This window comes from Erythrobacter sp. S57(2025), from assembly GCF_057365055.1.
The window spans coordinates 1,501,674-1,522,791 of sequence record NZ_CP200299.1 but is presented as its reverse complement, the minus strand read 5'-3'; the positions used below and the strand labels follow the sequence as shown (position 1 = coordinate 1,522,791).

Annotated in this window: 17 protein-coding genes; 14 read left to right on the top strand and 3 right to left on the bottom strand. The window is 53.9% G+C overall.

The features are described from left to right. The first annotated feature begins 93 nt into the window (after positions 1 to 93). The 4 genes from AC0V6N_RS07325 (at position 94) to AC0V6N_RS07310 (ending at position 7,268) form a co-directional block, all read left to right on the top strand. Positions 94 to 3,366 carry a PAS domain-containing protein gene (locus tag AC0V6N_RS07325; RefSeq protein WP_486170923.1) on the top strand — a complete coding sequence of 1,091 codons (3,273 nt, stop codon included), beginning with the start codon at positions 94 to 96 and terminating at the stop codon, positions 3,364 to 3,366. A 119-nt stretch (positions 3,367 to 3,485) separates the two neighbouring features. After that, the gene (locus AC0V6N_RS07320) at positions 3,486 to 3,887 is read left to right on the top strand and encodes a response regulator transcription factor (RefSeq protein WP_486170922.1); all 402 of its coding nucleotides are present in this window, start codon (positions 3,486 to 3,488) and stop codon (positions 3,885 to 3,887) included. A 240-nt stretch (positions 3,888 to 4,127) separates the two neighbouring features. Continuing rightward, positions 4,128 to 4,454, top strand: coding sequence for a hypothetical protein (locus AC0V6N_RS07315; protein ID WP_486170921.1), 327 nt, complete (start codon positions 4,128 to 4,130; stop codon positions 4,452 to 4,454). A 30-nt stretch (positions 4,455 to 4,484) separates the two neighbouring features. Beyond that, positions 4,485 to 7,268: a M10 family metallopeptidase C-terminal domain-containing protein gene (locus tag AC0V6N_RS07310; RefSeq protein ID WP_486170920.1), complete on the top strand. Its 2,784-nt coding sequence runs from the start codon at positions 4,485 to 4,487 to the stop codon at positions 7,266 to 7,268. A 3-nt stretch (positions 7,269 to 7,271) separates the two neighbouring features. On the opposite strand, the gene AC0V6N_RS07305 is transcribed toward AC0V6N_RS07310, so the two are convergent. Beyond that, positions 7,272 to 8,300 carry a CDP-alcohol phosphatidyltransferase family protein gene (locus tag AC0V6N_RS07305; protein WP_486170919.1) on the bottom strand — a complete coding sequence of 343 codons (1,029 nt, stop codon included), beginning with the start codon at positions 8,298 to 8,300 and terminating at the stop codon, positions 7,272 to 7,274. 90 nt (positions 8,301 to 8,390) lie between these two features. Here AC0V6N_RS07305 and AC0V6N_RS07300 point away from each other — a divergent pair, with 90 nt between their 5' ends. After that, complete coding sequence (locus tag AC0V6N_RS07300) at positions 8,391 to 9,248, top strand: CDP-alcohol phosphatidyltransferase family protein (protein ID WP_486170918.1); 858 nt, start codon at positions 8,391 to 8,393, stop codon at positions 9,246 to 9,248. Here AC0V6N_RS07300 and AC0V6N_RS07295 read toward each other — a convergent pair. After that, complete coding sequence (locus AC0V6N_RS07295; RefSeq protein WP_486170917.1) at positions 9,245 to 10,141, bottom strand: glycosyltransferase family 4 protein; 897 nt, start codon at positions 10,139 to 10,141, stop codon at positions 9,245 to 9,247. The two genes, AC0V6N_RS07300 and AC0V6N_RS07295, sit on opposite strands and share 4 nt — an antisense overlap. Positions 10,142 to 10,630: 489 nt before the next feature. Here AC0V6N_RS07295 and AC0V6N_RS07290 point away from each other — a divergent pair, with 489 nt between their 5' ends. Genes AC0V6N_RS07290 through AC0V6N_RS07250 form a run of 9 tightly spaced genes read left to right on the top strand, consistent with a single transcriptional unit; the run spans position 10,631 to position 20,301 of the window. Next, positions 10,631 to 11,731, top strand: coding sequence for an inositol-3-phosphate synthase (locus AC0V6N_RS07290; RefSeq protein ID WP_486170916.1), 1,101 nt, complete (start codon positions 10,631 to 10,633; stop codon positions 11,729 to 11,731). 3 nt (positions 11,732 to 11,734) lie between these two features. After that, a complete protein-coding gene (locus AC0V6N_RS07285) occupies positions 11,735 to 12,496 on the top strand; it encodes a phosphocholine cytidylyltransferase family protein (RefSeq protein WP_486170915.1) in 762 nt (253 codons plus the stop codon). Continuing rightward, entirely contained in the window at positions 12,489 to 13,676 is a 1,188-nt protein-coding gene (locus tag AC0V6N_RS07280; RefSeq protein ID WP_486170914.1) for a glycosyltransferase family 4 protein, read from the top strand. Before AC0V6N_RS07285 ends, AC0V6N_RS07280 begins: the two co-directional genes overlap by 8 nt. Continuing rightward, on the top strand, positions 13,673 to 14,767 hold the full coding sequence (locus tag AC0V6N_RS07275; protein ID WP_486170913.1) for a KpsE/RkpR family capsule polysaccharide export protein: 1,095 nt from the start codon (positions 13,673 to 13,675) through the stop codon (positions 14,765 to 14,767). Before AC0V6N_RS07280 ends, AC0V6N_RS07275 begins: the two co-directional genes overlap by 4 nt. Then, positions 14,767 to 15,582, top strand: a complete 816-nt coding sequence (locus tag AC0V6N_RS07270) for an ABC transporter permease (protein WP_486170912.1) — start codon at positions 14,767 to 14,769, stop codon at positions 15,580 to 15,582. Before AC0V6N_RS07275 ends, AC0V6N_RS07270 begins: the two co-directional genes overlap by 1 nt. Continuing rightward, a complete protein-coding gene (locus AC0V6N_RS07265) occupies positions 15,579 to 16,997 on the top strand; it encodes an ABC transporter ATP-binding protein (protein WP_486170911.1) in 1,419 nt (472 codons plus the stop codon). Before AC0V6N_RS07270 ends, AC0V6N_RS07265 begins: the two co-directional genes overlap by 4 nt. A 19-nt stretch (positions 16,998 to 17,016) precedes the next feature. Continuing rightward, positions 17,017 to 18,327 (top strand): glycosyltransferase family 4 protein, encoded by a 1,311-nt coding sequence (locus tag AC0V6N_RS07260; protein WP_486170910.1) that lies wholly within the window; start codon positions 17,017 to 17,019, stop codon positions 18,325 to 18,327. Continuing rightward, positions 18,311 to 19,492 (top strand): polysaccharide biosynthesis/export family protein, encoded by a 1,182-nt coding sequence (locus AC0V6N_RS07255; protein ID WP_486170909.1) that lies wholly within the window; start codon positions 18,311 to 18,313, stop codon positions 19,490 to 19,492. The genes AC0V6N_RS07260 and AC0V6N_RS07255 overlap by 17 nt, the downstream gene beginning before the upstream one ends. 11 nt (positions 19,493 to 19,503) lie before the next feature. Next, positions 19,504 to 20,301 (top strand): TIGR03084 family metal-binding protein, encoded by a 798-nt coding sequence (locus AC0V6N_RS07250; RefSeq protein ID WP_486170908.1) that lies wholly within the window; start codon positions 19,504 to 19,506, stop codon positions 20,299 to 20,301. Here AC0V6N_RS07250 and AC0V6N_RS07245 read toward each other — a convergent pair. Beyond that, positions 20,298 to 21,089: an enoyl-CoA hydratase-related protein gene (locus AC0V6N_RS07245; protein WP_486170907.1), complete on the bottom strand. Its 792-nt coding sequence runs from the start codon at positions 21,087 to 21,089 to the stop codon at positions 20,298 to 20,300. The genes AC0V6N_RS07250 and AC0V6N_RS07245 overlap by 4 nt on opposite strands. Positions 21,090 to 21,118 lie beyond the last annotated feature (29 nt).

Genomic DNA, 21,118 nt, shown 5'->3' with positions numbered 1-21,118 from the left:
AGAATACATCTGATAGGTGTAGGTTCGAAGTGTAATTAGATGCCTCTGGGATTTGCGGTTTTGGACTTGGAAGAAAAGAAACGCGCGGATCTCTTGCGGAGTCTTTCTGAGCTCGCGGGCAGAGCAGATTCGCGCCTTGATGCAATAACGCTGATTGCCAAGGACCACTTCGAAGTCCCGATCGCGCTCATCGCGCTTGTTGATGGAAGTCGTTTGATCCTCCGATCGCAGCAGGGACTTGCGAAGGACGAGATCGCAGCGACAAAAGCTACTTTCGATTTCATGCTCACAGACACTGCAGTGAACGTCTTGCCTGATATTCGACAGGATGGACGTTTCTCGGAAATCGCGGAAGCAGCCGGCTTATCCAATTTGCACTTCTACGCTGGCGCTCCGATTGTCGTGGAAGGGATCGTCGTCGGGGCTCTCAGCATTTTCGATACAAGGCCTCAACGTATTGGCGTTGATGATTGCACAAAGCTGACCTCACTTGCCGATATGGCAGCAGGTTTTCTGAAATCTGCGCATAGCGATGCGGCGGAACAACCCATTGCCGAAACACCAGGCGCGAGCGAGCATTCTGCATCTTTCGGTCCAGCGATAGGAACGGAGCGAAACGCTGATGGCTCCCAGGAGTTTCTGCAGCTGATCCTTGATACGGTCCCCGATGTTGTCTTCGTGAAGGATGAGCAGTTCCGGCACATTCAGGGCAACCGCGCGTTTATGGAGCTGTTTCCCGCTGAGATGCGCGACAGCATTTTGGGTATGACGGGAACCGAAGAATTCGATGCTGATCAGGTCGAAGCTTACCAAGCGAAAGATCGGGAGGCGTTTGAAAGCGGATCTTCTGACGCTGTAGAAAAGATCACAATTCTTGACGGTGAAACTCGCACGTTTCGCACACGTAAAGTTCGGTTTGAGGACGATAGTGGGAGGGCTTTCCTGCTTGGCGTCGCGCGTGACATCACTGAAAACTTGGAAATTGAGACCCGCGCGGCGGAGCTCGACAATTTTCAAGGGCTTTTGTTCGAAAACATCCCTGATGGCGCATACATAAAGGATGAAGATTTGACCGTCGTTCGCGGGAATGACGCCTTCTTCAACATGTTTTATCTAGCTGATCCAAGCGACGGGATCTCACACTCGCATGATGATTGGTTGTTTACGCTGCAGGATACAGCAGCGTTGAACGCGGCTGACCGGATTGCCTTCGAAAAAGGCTATTACCAGTCAACGTTTTCGCTCGCGATGCCAGATGGCGGCGTGCGCTATTATGAGAGCCGCAGAAGCCGCTTTGAAGACAAATCAGGCAAGCCATATTTGCTTTGCCTTGCGCGCGATATCACCGCGCGAATTGAGTTGGAGCAAGAGACACAAGAGCTCCAAGCCTTTCAATCGCTGGTGCTCGAAAACATTCCTGACCTTATCTTTGTGAAGGATGAGGAATTCAGGATTGTACAGGCAAATCAGAGCTTTCTTGGCGTTTATCCTGAAGAGATGCGGGACACGATCATCGGCACAACTACTATTGAAGCTTATGATGAGAAAGAGCGAGAAGCATTTCTAGAGCAAGACCGAGCTGCATTCGAACATGGTTTTGCCGAAACGGAAGAGAGCATCCAATTCCCTGATGGTGAGCGGCGTGTGCTGTACACCAAGAAGGTCGGCTTCAAGAACGATAATGGAAAGAAATTCGCGCTTGGCATCGCACGTGACATAACCGAGCTTGTCGAGGCTAGGGAGGAGAATGAGTTCGCACTCGGTCTCCTAAGCAACGTCTTTGATGCGGTGAACGGTGCGATCTTTGGTCTCGATGCCGACAAAAATATCCTCATGATTAACGATGCCGCACGCCACATGATCGGTGATGTTGCGCACGAAACTCCTTTTGCGTTTCCGAGCGGGATCGTTTTTCTTGACCCTGAAGATATGCAGCCGCTTGAATCTTCGCATGATCCGATTGCGCGCGCTCTGATCGGCCACAAGATCGGAGGTGAGGTCCATCTAATGACCCGCTCGGACACGCAGGATACGCAATATGTGCGAGTCTCTTCAGCGCCTGTGACAAGCCGATCTTCGCCTCTCCATGCGGTGATCGTACTTGATGATGTGTCGCAGGCTGAAAGAAATCGTCAACAGCTCGAAAGGCAATCACGGCTTGATGCATTGGGTCAGCTGACAGGTGGCATCGCCCACGACTTCAACAATCTTCTGAACACAATGCAATATGCGCTTGAGCTGATCAGGCGGGATGATCTGAGTGAGCGAAGCCAGCGATCTGCAGAAGCGGGACTGAGCTCAATCAAGCGCGGCGCGGAACTTACCGGGCGCCTTCTTGCCTTTGCCAAGAGGCAACCGGCCAGAGCAAGCGCACGAGAGATTGAGGATGCGCTGCATGAATTGAGCGGGCTGGTTGATCCAGCGATTGAGGCTTCGATCCGTGTGGATTTCCCCAAGGTTGAAGATGATCTGCTCGTCTATTGTGATCAGGGGCAATTGCTGAATGCAGTACTCAATCTGATACTAAACAGTCGCGATGCGATCATGCAGCACAACAAAGGGAACTCGATCAAATTGAGCGTGCGATGCGTTGATGCTTTGCCCGTTTCTGCTGCTGGCATAAACAAGCAAGACGCAGTCTATTCCACCGAAGGTCGCCTTTTGCAGCACCGCGACGATAGCAGTCGAGGCGACGAAAAGAGGCATCGGTACGTTGAGATCGCAGTTTCTGACAATGGCCCAGGCATGTCGAAAGCGGTTGTATCGCGAGCACTCGACCCGTTTTTCACCACCAAAGGCACGAATTCTGGAACGGGCCTAGGCCTCTCCATGGTGTATGGATTTGTGCAACAATCGGATGGTGAGCTGCGCATCTATACTGAGGAAGGCGAAGGGACCACCGTTAAGCTGTTCCTGCCTCGTGGTGACGCAGAAGTTGGTCTGGAAGGACCAGTCGAACAATTGCCGCTGCTGCATGGTCATGGTGAGACGATTTTGATCGTCGAGGATGAGCAATTCCTGCTTGAGCAGTTCGACGAAATGCTGCGCGAGTTGAACTACAATACGATGATTGCGACAACTGGGCGTGCTGCGCTCGACCTGCTCAATGAAGGGGTTAAACCTGATTTGATTATAACCGATGTTGTCATGCCCGGCGGCCTTGGCGGTTTCGAGCTTGCCAAGCTGGCACGCGAAATTATCCCGAGTATTCCGGTAATCTATATGTCAGGATATACCGGCTACACTGATGAAGAAATGGGTGATGTTGTCGCACCGCTTCTGCCCAAACCATCGTCACCAGCAATGACCACGGCTCAGATACGGCATGCCCTCGGACACAAAGAGGGGAGCGATCAGGATGAATAGTCCATTATTCGCTTTCGCCTTGAGGGTATCACGGGATTGCATGTGCGATCGCGAAACGCCATTTGGCAGCTGGTGCAACACGACAATTAATGGCGGCTCGCGCCCGAGGAAACTGAGACATGGCTGATGACAAAAAGGGAGCAATGATCCTCGTCCTGGAAGACGACGTCGCGTTCGGTCCTCTCCTGCGCTACTCGCTTGAGGATGAAGGGTACCAAGTCTCGCTGCATACTGACGCGAACAGCGCGTTGGCGTTTGCAGATGCGAACCATGTCGACCTAGTTATTTCCGATTTGCTGATCGAAAAAGATGGCCGCCTGAGCCCGCATGGCGGTGTGACGCTGATCTCGGCTCTCAAGCAAATTCGAAGCCATCCGGCACCGGTCATCGCAATCTCAGGATCATTTGCGCAGGACAAATATCACGCGATTTCAACGGCGATGACGGTGGGGGCTGACCGGACGCTTGCAAAACCCGTTAGTCCCGAAGAATTGATGGGTGTGATCGAGCAGCTTTTATAGGCGCAAATGCGAACTGGCCGTCAGTCAAGCGACGAGCCGTTCAATCCATGCGCAAGGCCGAACTTCTCTTTTGCGACTTTTACCTCTAGGTAAAAGCCATTAACCAGTCGTGACATGCTCTTGGTAAGGTAGGCCGATGTAGCATATCTTTGACCGATAAGGGCCGTCGCAACACAAATGTTAGGTAAGCACCTCGTCTCATGCCTTCTGCTATTGAGTGCAACTGCGCAGGCCGCTTGCATGACTAAGATACCGGATCAGGCGTGCACCATAGAGGGTGCTGAGTATCTCTCGACAGCGCAAAGCGAGGGCGATCTCTGCACGCGCTTTCTGACGAGGCTGGCTCAGACAATTGATAGCGACGTGATGGCATCCATGCGACTATCGCTGACAGTCGAAAAAGCTGGGACGATTAGCGTTAACATGTCGCGTGAGGTTGGCGGGGAAATGGTGGACTATCCGACCACCTCGCTCGACGTGATGGATCGTCCGCTTAATATCGGTGATTTAGATCAGCTAGCTGATGCTGTTGCAAATACGATTGGTAATACCGGAACCACCGCTTAGCAGGGACAGTGCTAAGCCTATTACGAGTGAATGAGTATGTTCAGAGAATTGATTTTCGACCTTGAATTTGACCTTTGGGAACCGACCAATCATCGCGACGACAGCGCGGTTGCGATTGAGGCGGTTTTGAAAGACGCCGTTCACACGCACAGTTGCAGTTGCCTTGCCTGTCATCAGGAAAAAGATGGCGGATTTACTGCGACCATCTCAAATGTCACCCCAACTGGCGAAGACGTTGCTGACAATATCAACACAGCGGAAACACTGACGCCCGGCAGCTTTATTCGCAGCGAGATTGATACAGCTGGCGACAATGATTGGTTCCGGATCACTCTTGAAGCTGGTGAGACCTACACCTTCACCACCTATTTGCCTGGTGGAGGGCTGCGCGATAGTATCCTGACGCTGCGCGATGCCACGGGCGCGACGATCACTACGAACGATGATGCAAACACAAATGCACGACTGTTTTATTCAGAGATCACATTCACCGCTACAACCAGCGGCGATTACTTCCTAGACGTGAGCGGATTTAGTACTGCCACTGGCGATTATTTTATCTCCAGTTCCCGGCCAGTTGACGATGCTCAAGCACCAGATAGCTCGACTTCGGCCTCGCTGACGATTGATGCAGCCGCAACATCGGCACAGCTTGAGCAAACTGGTGACCGGGACTGGTACGCAGTCACGCTCGAAGCCGGTCAGATTTATGAGTTCACGACGAGCGCAACGGGCGGGGCCAACGACGTCGACACCACGCTAACCCTACGCGATGCCTCGGGCACCGCATTGGCGTATAATGACGATAGCACGGGCACCTATTCGAGCATTCGTTTCACAGCATCCACCAGCGGTACATTCTACCTAGATGTCGGCGGCTGGGCTGATAGCCAGCAGGGCGACTATCAAGTCGTCGCGATCACCGGCGAACCGCTTCGCGAATACACCAACGATGAGATTGCTGGTCAGCTTCTCTATGGCTCCGGCTCTCCATCCGACATCCGGCGCTGGGATCGCGGTGAAGGTGACACGATCACCGTCAACATCACGAACCTGTCTGAAACCGGCCAGTTGCTCGCAAGAGAGTCACTGGCACTTTGGACAGATGTCACTGGCATCTTGTTCCAAGAGGTCACAAGCGGAGCCGAAATCAATTTCCAGAACACCGACGATGGGGCGTTTGCGCAGACATTCCGTTCGAACAATTTCATCACCGGTGCGACTGTCAACGTATCGACCGACTGGTTGACCACCCAAGGGACAACCTTGGATAGCTATTCATTCCAGACCTATGTCCACGAGATCGGACATGCGCTGGGGCTTGGTCACGGGGGCAATTACAACGGTGATGCCACCTATTCGCAAGATGCGCTTTACCTAAATGACAGTTGGGCAACGACAGTGATGTCGTATTTCAGCCAAACCGAAAACTCGTTCTTCAATGATCAAGGGTTTAGCCGTGTATTCGCAGTTACCCCGATGATTGCAGATATCATCGCGATCCAAACTGCCTATGGCGTCACCAGCAACACCCGCACTGAAGACAACACCTACGGCGTGGGCAACAATACTGGCCGCTTGACCTATGGTGTCGGCGATGAGGCGACAAGTTCGTTAGGCAACCTGCTTGCCTTTGCTATTGTCGATGATGGGGGTGAGGACACTCTTAATTACTCAACCTTCTCTGCCAACCAGAGCATCAATCTCAACGCGGAAGTGTTCAATGATGTCGGCGGCAGCTCGGGCAATATGACGATTGCGCGTGGCACTATTATCGAAAATGCAATTACGGGCAGTGGCAACGATACGCTGATCGGCAATGATGTAGGTAACATTTTGACCGGCGGCACGGGCAATGACACGATCGACGGCGGTTCTAACGTCGATACCGCGGTAGTGAGCGGCAACCTTGCCTCGTACACAGTTACGCAAACTTCAACCGGTGTTTTCCAGATTACCGGCGCTGATGGCACCGATACACTCAGCAATGTTGAGTTCCTGCAATTTGACGATCAAGTTCTGCGATTGCGTCCTGGTGAGGGCGTTTCGGTGAACTTTGAGACAGCTGATGCAAGTGTGTATCAGGCTGCGCTCAATGCCCTTCGTGACTTTGACGGCAACGATCTTGGCGGGGGCGGGTCTTGGCTCAGAATTGGCTCTGCTGATGTGAACGGCGACGGCGATATTGATCAGGTTCTTGTCAACGACGCGATCGGCCGTTTTGCAACCATTGGCACTGCGCCTGATGGTCTTGTTTACTTCGATGATCACTCATGGGCCGGTGAAACGCGTGTTGCGGGTATCTACATTGATCCGCTGGTTCAGTCTGGCGATGTTGTTGCTGGTTCTGATCAAGACAGTCAGCGCCGTTTCCAAAATGATCTTGCGATTGAGAATATCAACCGAGTTCTCGGCTCAGACGACTATGACAATGACGGCATTTGGGAAGTGTATTTCGCACTCACCGATGGCACGGCATATCTGCGTGCGCTGATGCACGAAGATGGGAACATTCGCTACGCGAACTACCAATCCGAAGCCGAAGTTCGTCAGTATCTGACTGATAATGGATATGATGACAGCACCTTTGGTGACTGGTTTGGAGGCAGCTCAGGCCAGAGCGCGACGGCTTCCATTGATAAGCCGGACGCGCTTGTGAACCGTCCAGATACCGAAGAAGCTTCGGTGCCACTGAGTGCGTCTTCAGGTGAGCTGGCCACGGATTTGTCGGTTTGGGCGCTTGCGGATGAGCCGATGCCGCAAGAGCTTGCGTGGGGCTTCTTCAGTCAAGATGACATTGTCACCGTCTGGTAAGCTTTAGTCTCGCAGCAGCATAACCATTGCGGTCACAAACCAGACCGCAATGGCTGCTGCGAACAGAATGATTGCCTGGCTTGCCAGACCCACCAGTATCATCACCGCCAATGCCAGTGCATAAACGTCACGCGAAGTGATTTTTGTGAGGAAGGCCATCGTGGGTGAAGCGGTGGCTTTTGCCTTGTGTTTCAGCGCATCAAAGCTGAGCGGGCCACCGTCGCGCACGGAACGCCAGCCGATGATGCTCAGACCAATCGTCAATAGTCCCAAGCCGGCAAATCCCAATTGCCCAGCAAAGACGTCGCCGCTTTGCCAAAGGTTGAAACTGACACCTGCTATGAAAGCAAAGTTCGTGGCTGCATCGCCGGCGGTATCCAGAGTGGCTCCGAGTTTCGAAGAACGCATAGTTGCGCGCGCAATCTCACCATCAACCCCATCAATGATCGAGGCTGCTTGGAACAAGACTGCGCCGGCATAAAGCCCAGCCACACCTCCGAAGAACAGGCAAAGAGCCATCACGATTCCCACTACAGAGGCGGCAATTGTCCCGTGAATTGGCCTGATCCAGCGAGCGCGGAGCAAAAGGAGCGACAGAAACTGCGAGACTGGGCGGTTGATATGGCGCGATACCAGTCCGTCGGTCGGTTTGCCGGTGGCAGAGACGATCTTCTTGCTTTCGCTCACAACCAGCGCTCTTAGTTGCGCCTGCGTGCGAACTGGAATGTCAGTTGCCAAGTCGGGTACCTCGCCATCCTCGCCAAACAATGCCAATGCATCAATGACTTGCGAGGACTTGGCATCGTCTCGCGCAACAAATTTGACCTTGATCGATGGCGCTGTCCTGCTGAACTCTTGTTCTAGTTCACCCGGCGTCCGCCACGCATCGAGAACAACCAGGGAAACGGGGCCTTTCGTTGCTGCCGGACTCCGTTCTTCCAGCGCGTGTACCGCACGCACTGCGGCCGGAAGACCTGCAATAAGCGTACGGGCTACGTCTTCGCTCTGGAATAGCAGGGCAGGTCTTGCCATGGTCCTTGTTTATCCCTCTGCTCATTCTGAGCTCCGCTTGAGTATGCCCGTGCCAGCTGCGAATTTCTTCCATTGCTCACGAGAGCATGCATGAGCAAGCCCTCAGTTAAAGTGCTGTCGCGCCCGGCTGAGCTTGAAGACTGGCTCAATGCGCAGGTCTATCATCCACTGTCTGCTCGGCTCGCGACTGTTCTGGCCAAAACGTTAGTCACACCGAACATGGTTTCAGTCGCTGGCGGACTTATGGTTTTGGTCGCAGCGCTATTTTATGCGTCAGCGCCCGGAAGCGTGTTTGCGGTTCTGGCACTCATGTTTCACATGAGCTGGCATATCCTCGATGGTGCTGACGGTGATTTGGCGCGTCTGACTGGGCGGCAAAGCGCCATGGGTGAGATCATTGACGGTCTATGCGACTATGCCAGCCATATCGTTCTCTACCTTGTGCTCGCAGCTCTCCTTGCTGAGCAGATTGGGGCTATCGGTTGGGTGCTAATGGTCGCCACGGGCTTTTCGCGGATTGTGCAGGCGACCTTTTATGAAACGCAGCGCCGCCAATATCAGTCATGGGTTTTTGGGAAAGAATGGCTTCGAGATTTGGGTTCTGGAACCCAGCGCCCAGGGGGTCTTTTGCAGCCCTTGAGTAAGCTGTATTTGGCTCTAAGCGACGCTATGGCGACCCATGGGAAAACGCTCGATCAAAAGCTGAAGGCCGTAGAGCCAGATCAAAGGGATGCAGCCAGAATCTTGATAAAGGCACAACTGCGACCCTTGATGCGTTTTATACTCCCACTTTCGGCAAATTACCGCACTTTGGCAATCGGCGTCGCAATGATCATTGGACAGCCCATCTTGATTGTAGTGTTTGAGTTGGCTGCTCTGACCGTAGTCACTCTGATCGCGATGCGCATAGCGCGGCGAGAGATTTCCAGCGTGTTGGCGCGGATCTAGTTCAAGAGCTCGCGGTAGATATCGACATTAGCCTGTGCGAACTCGGTCCAGCTTAGCTGCTTGGCTCGTTTCAATCCGGCTTCGCGCATTTCGGCGCGCGCACTATCATCATGCCACACTTTGCGTAAGGCACTGGCGACATTGGCGTCATCATGCGGGTCAACCAATCGAGCTGCGCCACCAGCCACTTCAGGCATAGCGCTGACATTGCTCGTGATAACGGGGCAGCCGCACGCCATCGCTTCTGCCACGGGATTGCCAAAGCCTTCGCAAAACGATGGGTGCAGGAGGACCGATGCGCTGGAATAAAGCTGCAAGAGATCGGCTTCGTCGATCGCGCCCGTCATTCGAACACGGTCGCTCACACCGAGGCTCACAGCGAGATTTACGAGCGCATCGCGATCTTGTCCTTGCCTTTGAACAAAGATCAGCAATGCATCTTGATCCTCACCCAATGCACTTGCGAAAGCTCTCAGAGCTCCAGCATGGTTCTTATAAGGCGCATTTTGCCCAACCACGAGAACGTATCGTTTGCCCTCACTCAACCCATGTTTTGCAAGCATCTTCTCATCGCGCTCAACAGGGTGAAAGCGCGGCGAGACACCAGATCGGGTAACCCGGAGTTTGTCAGTCGTATTGGGAGCATATTCGGAAATCGAATGACCTGTCGCTGCACTGACCGTCGCGATTTTGTCGGACTGTTTGAGAGCCCTACCTATGCCATCCGCGTAATACGCTCGCTTCAATTTACCGATCTTTGACCCGTCGCACCAATCGGGGTTGGTCAGCCACATGATATCGTGAATGGTTGTAACGCAGCGCATCGGCAGTTGTGCTGGAAGGATGTTCGCGGTCGCATGGAAAACGTCGATGCCAGATAGATTTGCGACCATGGGCAAACCCCACATACTGACCGGGCTGTTTGTACCGAATGGTATGGATTGCTCAGTCACATTCTCGGCGTTGCTGAGTGGCGCGAGTTGAGACGGTGATTTCAAGAAATGGAAGGCCAGGTCGGGCGCCATCTGTGGGACATTATCGACGAGCGCTTGCACCATTTCACCAATTCCGCTCGGCCGTGCTCCAATGTAGCGGCAATCGATGCAGATGGTGGGGATGGCGGAACCTCATGGAGATGCGCTGGGACTAGGTTGAACTGGGCTACGCAGACATCCGAACGGTTTCAACATGGGCCTAACTATTACCCGTGCAGAATTTGGGCTTAGCCGTAAGACGCCCAAAGATATGGCTTGAATGACATTGCTTTCTCGCTCAGGTGGTTGGCTCAGGTTCAGGTTCGCGTGTCCAATAGGGAGGGGGCAAAGACGCACCTGTCGATGCGGTCCAAATGTCCGCAGCGTCTTGAGTTCGAAAGGGTGGAAATGAAGGCCATTAAGGTTGCCATTATTGGTCTTGGAAATTGCGCCAGTTCGCTCGTCCAAGGGATAGCACAGTTCAAAAGAGAGCCATCAGCTGCGGGCCTGATCCAAGAATGGGTCGGCGACTACTCTGTTGGTGATATTGAAATCGCGCTGGGCATCGATGTCGATAGGCGCAAAGTCGGGCTTGATGTGGCCCAGGCGATCTTTGCTGCTCCCAACAACACGCAGGCTTTCTTCGCGGAGATCGAACCACTGGGAGCACCTGTCATTATGGGGCAGGCGTTGGATGGTGTTGCCGACCATATGCGCGACATCGGCGATACCGGCTTCTTGGTCAGCGATGCTCCTCAAGCTTCACGCGAAGCAATAATAGCAGCCTTGCAAGACCATGCAGTTGACATACTGGTGAACTTCCTGCCCGTCGGCTCGCAGAAGGCTAGTGAGTTTTATATGGAGTGCGCGCTAGAGGCGGGCGTTGCGGTGGTGAACTCAATCCCCGTGTTCATCGCCAGCGATCCCGAATGGGAGGCGCGGTTCCGCCAAAAAGGGCTCCCTATTGTAGGCGACGATATCAAAGCGCAAATCGGCGCTACCGTGGTTCACCGGATGCTGAGCCAGCTGTTTGCCTCGCGCGGCGTGGCCGTTGATCACACCTATCAATTGAATACCGGCGGCAATACCGACTTTATGAATATGATGGATCGGTCGCGGATTACCTCGAAGAAGGAATCAAAGACGCAAGCTGTCCAAAGCGCGCTGCAAGAACGACTGGCAGATGGTGATATTGTGATCGGACCATCTGAATATGTGCCTTGGCAAAAGGACAACAAGATTTGCTTCTTGAGGATGGAAGGACAGCAGTTTGGAGGTGTTCCCATGCATCTCGAAATGCGTCTATCTGTTGAGGATAGTCCAAACGCTGCTGCCTGCGTGGTGGATGCGATCCGATATTGCAAAGTGGCGATGGATCGCGGGGAAGCGGGCGCACTGACCGCGCCGTCTGCCTTTTATTGCAAGCACCCACCTATTCAAATGCCCGAAGAGCAAGCGGAAAAGCTACTCGCTTCGCAATACGGCGCATTTTCCTGTGCTGCGGAATAAGAATTGGTTCAAAACGCCATCATTCTCGCTGCTGGTTATGGCAGCCGCTTGCAAGAACGCTCAGCGTCAAAGCCTCTGGCGACAGTCGGCGGAATGGCTCTAATTGAGATCGCCGTGCGGCAGGCCATAGCTGCGGGTGTCGTGAATGTGGTGGTTGTAACTGGCCATCAGGCTGAACTGGTGGAGCGCAAGATCAGCGCTCTTGATGCTTTGCTTGACGCCAGTATCAGCCCCGTGCGGCTGGCCGACTTTTCAAAGCCCAATGGTTGGTCTGTGATCGCCGGGGCAAGCCAATTGAACGGACCGTTCCTTCTTATGATGGCGGACCATATTTTCGGCGATGGTCTGCTTGCAAAGCTCTCCAAACAAGCGCTGTCTAGCGTCGATGTGGTCCTCGCCACAGACCGCGTAGACAATCCTTTGGTTGATCCCGAAGATGCCACTTGGGTGCACACCAGGGAGGGTGGCTACATCCGCGCCATCGGCAAAACGATCCCGCAATATGACGCAGTCGATTGCGGCGCATTCCTCGCCAATGCCGAGCTGCCAAAGGCAATCGAAGCGGCCATTGCACAAGGCAAGCCCGGCAGCCTTTCAGACGGAATGCAAGTGCTGGCGAACCGCGGCCGAGCAGCGACAATGGACATTGATGGTCTTTGGTGGATCGATGTTGACGATCCTCGTGCGCAAGACCTGGCCGAAGCACAAGCATCGCGCCATCTTGATTTGCTTCGTCCACAATCGGTGGAGGCAGAATATGCCTGACGCGCCCCTATTGCTGGATGTTACGCGCCTGATTGCGCGCAGCTGGTCTGGGCGGCAATCTACCGGGATTGACCGCGTTTCTTATGCCTATCTTCGGGCGTACCGCGATCGCGCTTTAGCAGTCGTGCAGCATCGCGGCGTGATCCGAGTGCTAGGCCCGCGTCGTTCGCGAACGCTGTTCGACATGTTGGAGGCGCCACTAAGCGGCTTTCGCACTAACCTAAGCGCATTTGCACCCGCGGCGCTTTTATCTCCGCTGCCTAGTTCTGAGTATCGCGGTGCGACCTACATCAATGTCAGCCACACTGATTTCGACCTGGCTTCTCATAATTCCTGGGTTCGCAAACATGGCTTGAATAGCTGCTATTTCATCCACGATCTTATTCCAATCAGGCACCCACAATTCTCTCGTCCACACGCTGTGCGGCGTCACTACGCACGGCTTGTCTCCGGCTTGTCGAACGCTCAGCAATTGGTAGTCAGCTCGCAGGCCGTAGAGGATGATTTGAGGATCTTTGCTGGTGAAAATGCTCTCCCGGTTCCGCCTATAACACTCGCGCCAATTGGCGGTGAGGCTCTACCCGTCGCCAATCCCTTTGTTGAGCCGGATGCGCACCCCTATTTCTTGTGTCTTGGGACGATTGAACCGCGCAAGAACCACAAGCTTTTGATCCAGACCTGGCGTCGTCTCGCGTCGCTTATGGGGAAAGCAGCACCGCGTCTCATCATTGCGGGTCAGAAAGGTCCGCTGACCGGTGACATTTTGGCTCCAGTCTATGGCGATCCGGTCTTAAACGAGCTGATTGAGCATCGCGAGGGATGTGATGACCGCGCAATTAGCGGCCTACTCAGAGGCGCCCGTGCCCTATTGATGCCAAGTCTGGCAGAAGGGTTTGGCCTGCCACTGACAGAAGCCTTGGCGATCGGAACACCCGCGCTTGCAAGCGATATTGCGGTGTTTGATGAAATCAGCCGGGGCGAGGCTTGTCTGCTCGATCCGGAATTGCCTGATCTTTGGGCCACCGCAATCGCAGAGCTCACACTTAACCCTATCAGTGCGGACGAACGTCCTCGGTTCGATCCACCCACATGGCAGGATCATTTTGCACTTGTGGATGCGGCGCTGGCATCGCCGACCTTGAAAACAGCGCGCGGGTGTGAAAGCAACCTTGCAGCATGAGATCATTCGCAAAGTTTTTTAGCCCGCTCGCAGCGGTCACGGTGCTTGTGCCGACCATTGTTGCAGTTCTCTATTACGGACTGCTGGCACAAGATGTGTTCATTTCCGAAGCGAGGATTGTTGTGCGCAATCCAACTCAGCAGTCTCCTAACCCGCTCAATATTGCGCTTGATCAGACAGGTTTCGGGGCCGCGAATGAAGGCAACAACACCGTTATTGCGTATCTTCAGTCGCGCCAGGCGATTGAGCAGGCAAACACCGATGGGCTGATCCGGAATGCTTATTCGGGCGAGGATGTTTTTTGGTTTGATCGGTTTGGGGGGCTTTGGGGCACGAGCCAGGAAGAGTTCTACGATTACTTCTCAAACATGCTCGACGTGGATGAAGGGGTGACAACGCAGGTTCTGACAATTCGTGTTAGCGCCTTTGATCCCGAAGAAGCCCAAGCAATCAACCAGCGGCTCGTCACACAGTCAGAGGAACTGGTGAACAGTCTGTCAGGCAGAGCGCAGACCGACCTGATTGCCGTTGCAGAGGGCGAGGTGGAAGAAGCCGCTGATGCAGCAAGGCTGGCGGCGCTTGAGTTGGCGCAGTTTAGAGACACAAGCGGTATAGTGGATCCGGCACAGCAATCCGAAGTCGGCCTACAAATGGTCTCCAAACTTCAAGATGAGTTGATCGCTGCAAAAACGCGATTGCGCCAATTGCAGACCTATACCCCGCAAGCCTCGCAAATCCCTTTCCTACAAACTCAAGTGCGCGAGTTGGAGAGCGAGATTGGCTCCGTCCGTGCAGAATTAACCGGAGGCAGGGCCTCTTTGTCTTCGGCCATGGCGAAGTATCAAGAACTGCAAGTGAACGCAGAATTTGCTGAAAGCCAACTGGCCGTGACGCGAGCAGGCCTGCAAGAGGCGAGGGCAGAGGCGCGGCGCAAGCAAGCTTATCTAGAGCAGATTTCCGCGCCAAGCTTACCAGACTATGCCGTCGAACCACGCCGGATACGCAGCATTCTGGCGACTTTCGTGCTTGGCCTGCTGGCGTGGGGAGTGCTCTCCATGCTCGCCATTGGGGTGCGCGAGCACCGGGATTGATGGCCTCGACACCGATCACGCGGGGCGCTCAGCCGCCATCGTTTCTCGCAAGTCTGCGCGTGCAAATGCGGGTGATCAATGCTCTGCTGCGACGCGAAATGCTTACGCGTTTTGGACGGCATAATATTGGCTTTATGTGGCTGTTTGTTGAGCCGATGCTGTTCACTGTCGGCGTGACTATCCTTTGGACGGCGACCAAATCCTTTCATGGTAGCGATCTGCCCATCGTCGCCTTTGCGCTGACCGGTTATTCCAGCGTGCTTTTGTGGAGGAATATGCCGGGTCGCTGTATTGGCGCGCTGCAGGCCAATTTGCCGCTGATGTATCATCGCAATATCAAGGTCGGTGACATCTATGCCGCGCGGCTTTTGCTTGAATTTGGCGGTGCAACGATTTCATTCGCGGCGCTTGCGGTCTTGTTTATCGCGATCGAGTGGATGGCACCGCCAGATGATTTTCTCAAAGTGGTTGTAGGCTGGCTTCTGATCGCTTGGTTCGGTGGTGCCCTGGCAACTGGCCTTGGTGCTCTGTCCTACCTGAGTGAACTCGTGGACAAGCTTTGGCACCCGTTTTCATATCTCCTATTCCCGCTTTCGGGTGCAGCATTTCTGGTCGCTGCTTTGCCCATTTTTGCGCAGGAGATCGTTTTGTGGATTCCGATCGTGCACGGAGTGGAGATGGTGAGAGAGGGGTTTTTCGGAACCGATGCACGCGCAATCTATGATCTGGGCTACTTGATCACGTTCAATCTTGTTCTCAGTGTTATAGCATTGATTACATTGCGCTATGTGGCTCGCAGGGTGGTGCCCGAATGATCGAAGTTCGCGATCTTAGAAAGGTGTACCCAACCCGGTTTGGCGAAAATCTCGTCCTTGATGGAGTGAGTTTCGACCTAGCTATGGGAGAGCGTCTCGGTATCCTCGGGCGCAATGGAGCGGGCAAATCAACCATGATCCGCCTTATTAGCGGAGCAGAGCGGCCAACATCAGGAACAGTCAAAAGCTCCATGTCAGTATCTTGGCCGCTGGCATTTGGTGGCGCATTCCAACCAAATCTGACAGGCCTCGACAACATCCGCTTCATCAGCCGCATTTACGATCAAGACATTGAAGCAAATTTGGCCTTTGTGGACGAGTTTGCTGAACTAGGTCCCTATCTCAACGAAGAAGTTCGCACCTACTCTTCCGGAATGCGCGCACGTCTGGCTTTTGCGATTTCGATGATAATCGAGTTCGATTGCTTTTTGATCGATGAAGTCGGGGCAGTGGGCGACGCACGGTTTCATGATCGCTGCAATAAGGAATTGTTCCGCAAACGCGCTGACAGAGCGATGATCATCATCTCGCATGACGCTTCCTATATCCGCGATCACTGCAATCGCTACGCTGTGCTCCACTCAGGTAAGCTTGAGTTATTCGAAGATTTTGAAGAGGCATACTCAGACTTTCGCGCCAAGATCGGCCTTGAAGCAGCTGAACGTTCTGAGCCCATGGAGATTCCGCAAAACCGACGCCAACTGATTGAGACAACCCATACTGTCGCCATGCTCGATGATGCGTTTCGCGTTGCCGTTCAAGCAGCTGATTGGAAGCGCGATGATGGGGAATGGGCGGAGGCCGAAGCCGGCTATGCAGACGCACTTTCGCTCTATCCTTTTCAGCGCTCATACTGGGTACAAAAGGCCCATATGGCCAAAGAGCAGGGCGCAGATGCGGGCGCCGAAATCGGTTATCGCACAGCCATTGCATTAGGCGAGGCGTTTGATGATGTGCGCGAGCATCTTGAATTCGTAATGCAGCGGCAAGGTGTGTCACTAGTTGACTTTCCAGCGCATGCTTATGTTCCTAATTCCACCCAAAAATCTGCTCCGGGTGTGCCAGACGTTGATCTCTTGGCTATGGCAATTGGTGCGCGTGCTCAGGTCGATAACGAAACCACTTTGCGTCTGCTGCGGAATTGCGCGACCTGCGATGAAGTGCTGGCAGAATTGCTGAAGCTCAATGAGCCCGCAACTGACGGTGCGAACCAGTCAACGGAGTTGAACGCGATGAACGCTGCACATTTAGCGGCGATAGCTTGCCCGGATATGGATGCAACTGAGCGCGAGCGACTGATTTCGTCCGCCGAATACCAGTCTAACCCGCTAGCGGCACTGTTAGAAGCAGGCGGCTTTTCCGAATGGACTGCGGCACATTCACTGCGCACATCAGTGCTCGAAACCGCAGACTAGCGAAAGGACGGACACGAACGTGGCGACAATCCTGATCGACGGATACAATCTCGGGCTGGAGAAAGGGACTGGCGTAGCAACCTACGCACGCAATCTCAGCTATGAGATCGGTGCTTTGGGTCATCAAGTCGACGTTCTTTATGGCAACCGGGCCGGTTATACTCGCAACGAGCTGTTGCGTGAAATCTACTTCTTCGATTCAGGTGAGGATGAACGTACCAAGCTTCTGAAAATATTGGATCAAGCACAGCAAGCGATCCATGGTCCACTTACCTTTCGAGCCAATGAGATCCCTATTTCGGGCGCTGTCATCACCCGAACGTTCCAATCAAAACTCCCGAATTTCGATACGCTGTTTAATGCACCCGACCTGTTCATTCGGGCGCAAAGTGCGTTTAAACTATGGAAGCGTGCGTCGCAGATTCGTCTCCCGCGAAAACCTGATCTTGCGCATTGGACCTATCCGTTGCCGCTCAAGGTGAATGGACGCCCAAACATCTACACCTTGCATGATGTTGTTCCATTGCGGCTGCCTTACACCACCCTCGACCACAAGCGCCGCTATTTGCAGTTGCTCCAAAGACTGGACAAGAGCGCTGCGCATTTCGTGACTGTCTCGGAAAACTCAAAGCGGGACTTGGTTGAGTTGGTTGGAATCTCCCCAGATCGCATTACCAACACATATCAATCGGTAAGCATCCCCCAGAAGTATTTCGACAAGTCTGAAGAGCAGGTCGCTCGCGAAGTTGAGGGTCTCACAGGGGTAGATCACAAGGGATACTTCCTTTTCTGGGGTTCACTTGAGCCGAAAAAGAATATCGGCCGGATCATTGAGGCATATCTTTCCTCGAAACTCGACACGCCGCTCGTCGTAGTAGGAGCACAGGCGTGGAAGGCGGAACAAGAGCTAAAACTACTCGGCGACACAGACACGTTGCATGGCAGCTTTGAGCGCAGGCGTGGTGCGCGAAAGCGGGTGATCCAATTGCCCTATGCACCTTTCCCATTGCTCGTTAGCCTTATCCGCGGAGCGAAAGCGGCGTTGTTTCCATCGCTCTATGAGGGGTTTGGATTGCCTGTGCTTGAAGCTATGCTGCTTGGTACACCGGTCATCTGTTCAAATACGTCATCGCTGCCCGAAGTCGCGGGCGATGCGGCATTGATGGTTGATCCCTATGACACGCAGGCCATTACGCTAGCGATGAGGGCGATGGACCAGGATGAGGATTTGCGGGCGCATCATGTCGCCCTGGGGTATGAGCAAGCTGCGAAATACAGTCCCGATATTTACCGGAAGCGGTTGAAAGACGTTTATGACAAACATCTCTAACATTCGTGTGTTTGCGGCAGGCTTTTTGGCTCTTGCAGTTACCGGTTGCTCTACTCTGGGCGGTGCTGGACCGTCGACAGGTGCAGTGCGCGAGGCGTCTGATCAAAGCTACGACAATAGCGCTATCCAAGTGGTGGAACTCAACTCTGAGGTGACCCGTACACTCCAGGCACACTCTGCAGCGACACGTTTTTCTCAAGTGTTTGGTGAAAGCGACATTTCAGGGACGAGAGTGGGACCCGCGGACACTCTCGACATCGCCATATGGGAGGCGCCGCCGGCGGTCTTGTTCGGTCTTTCTTCACCTGGCAACTCATTAGCCAGTGGGGCTGATATCGCCGCTAGTGCAGATATCCCGCAACAACAAGTTGGCGAAGGTGGTCGTATTACTGTGCCATTTGTGGGGCGTATTGATGTCGTCGGTCTCCGCCCTGAGGAGATCGAACAGATCATCGTATCTCGCCTGAGTGGCAAGGCCAACAACCCGCAGGCAGTGGTGCGTTTGGTGGACAATCAGAGCCGTGCTGTCACCGTTCTTGGTGAAGTTGCCTCCAGTGGGCGTATGGTCTTGTCTGCGCGTGGTGAGCGATTGCTCGATGCCATCGCCAATGCGGGAGGTTCGCGTCAAGCAATTGAGCAGTCGACAATTCAGCTTGCGCGCGGTTCAACCCAAACTGCGATGCCATTGGAGCAGGTGATCGCAGATCCTGCTCAAAACGTAAGGCTGCGTCCTGACGACGTGATAACTGTTCAGCACCAGCCATTTAGCTTTGTCGCTTTGGGCGCTGTAAGTCGCAATTCCGAGGTGCCCTTTGAGGGCGCAGGCATTAGTCTGGCAGAGGCTCTTGCGCGGGTCGGTGGTCTCAATGATCAGCGCGCTGACGTAAAGGGGGTGTTTGTATTCCGCATGGAGCAAGAGGACGCAGTTAGTAGTGTTCTTATTGATGACATCCAAACCACTCAGGACGGACGGGTTCCGGTGGTTTACCGTCTTCGCATGGATGACGCGACCAGCTTGTTTGCGATGCAGGATTTCACGATGCAAGATGGTGATGTGCTCTACATTTCGACTGCACCCGGTGTTGAACTCGAGCGTTTTCTGTCAACGATCTCGCGCACAGCTTTTTCCATTGTTGCAACCGGCAATGCGATCGACGGCAATTAAGGACCGCAGTGATGAAACAAGCCGATGACTTTCGCGAGGTCTGCAGGCAGATTGAAACGCTGCTTTCCAGCCTGAGCGAGGACGATTTTGGGCGCAGGACAGCATTCAAAGGGTGGTCGATCAATGAGATCCTTTGTCATTTGCATGTTTGGGACCGCGCCGCGCTTTTGTCGCTTCAAGAGCCTGATGCTTTTGGTGAGTATATGGCCAGGGTCGCAGGATCGCGCGGCCTCAATTTTCGAGAGTTTGAGAAAGCCGAAGCGGGCGCGTTAAGCGGTGTCGCCTTGTTTGAAGCATGGCGCGGCTTCTACCCACGACTTGCCGAGGGGTTCGCAACTGCCGATCCTAAGCTTCGTGTACCATGGGTAGGGCCGAGTATGAGTGCGCGTTCTTCAATCACGGCACGCCTGATGGAGGCTTGGTCTCATGCTCAAGCAATATACGACGAGTTGGGCGAAGAGCGACCAGCCAGTGATGCAATAACCAATGTGGTTATTTTGGGATTGAACACCTACGGTTGGACTTTCGCCAATCGAGGGATGGAAATTCCAAAGCCCACCCCGCAACTGATGCTTACACTGGCTTCTGGTGAAATGCAGACATTTGGCGAAGGCGCTGGAGTCGAGCGAATTGAAGGGTCAGCGCAGGAGTTCTGCCAAGTCGTGACTCAGTGTCGCAACATCGCGGACACAAGACTCCATGTGAGTGGCGAAAATGCGGCCCAATGGATGGCAATAGCGCAGTGTTTTGCCGGGCCACCACAGGATCCCCCGCCGCCGGGGGCGAGAGCGCGAAAAGAGGTGCTCTAACGTCCGTTGAACACTGGTTTGCGCTTTTCGAGGAATGACTTTCCGCCTTCGCTGGCATCTTCGCTCGATCCTGCAATGCGTTGGCCTTGAGCCTCGTTCATGAGTGTCGTGTTCATATCGCTTTGTAGACCACTACGGATATTCGCTTTCATTTGCGCAAGCGCAACGGTTGGGCTGGCGGCGAGTTTTTCGGCAAGAGCATTGGCTTCAGCCGTCAACATATCATCCTCGACACATTTGTAGATTAGGCCAATGCGCTCAGCTTCTTCTCCGTGAATGCGCTCTCCCAGCATCATCATGCGCGTTGCCTGAGCAAGTCCGGTAAGGCGTGGCAGCATCCAGCTTGAGCCGCCGTCAGGAACAAGCCCGATGTTGACGAAGGCCTGTAAGAAGTATCCGCTCTTGCCCGCGATTACGAAGTCAGCAGCCAATGCGATTGAGCATCCAACACCGGCTGCGGGGCCTTGCACAGCTGAAATCACGGGGATGGGCAGGTTCCATAGGGCCGCTATCATTGGGTTGTAGGATTGTTGAAGTACGGTGAAGGAGCGGTCTCCGCCTGTCACGTTATCATCCGCATCACGGCCACCAGCCAAATCAGCGCCCGAGCAAAATGCGCGACCTTCGCCAGTTATCAGCAATGCACGCGCACCATCCAAACTGCGGATAGCGGCAAAGATTTCGTCGGCCATTGCAGGAGCGCAAGCATTGAGGCGTTCTGGTCGATTGAGGGTGATGCGCGCAACATCGCCAGTGCGTTCAAAGCGAATGGTTTCAAAATTTGCCATGATTGTCTCTCCCACAATTCCGTCTTGCT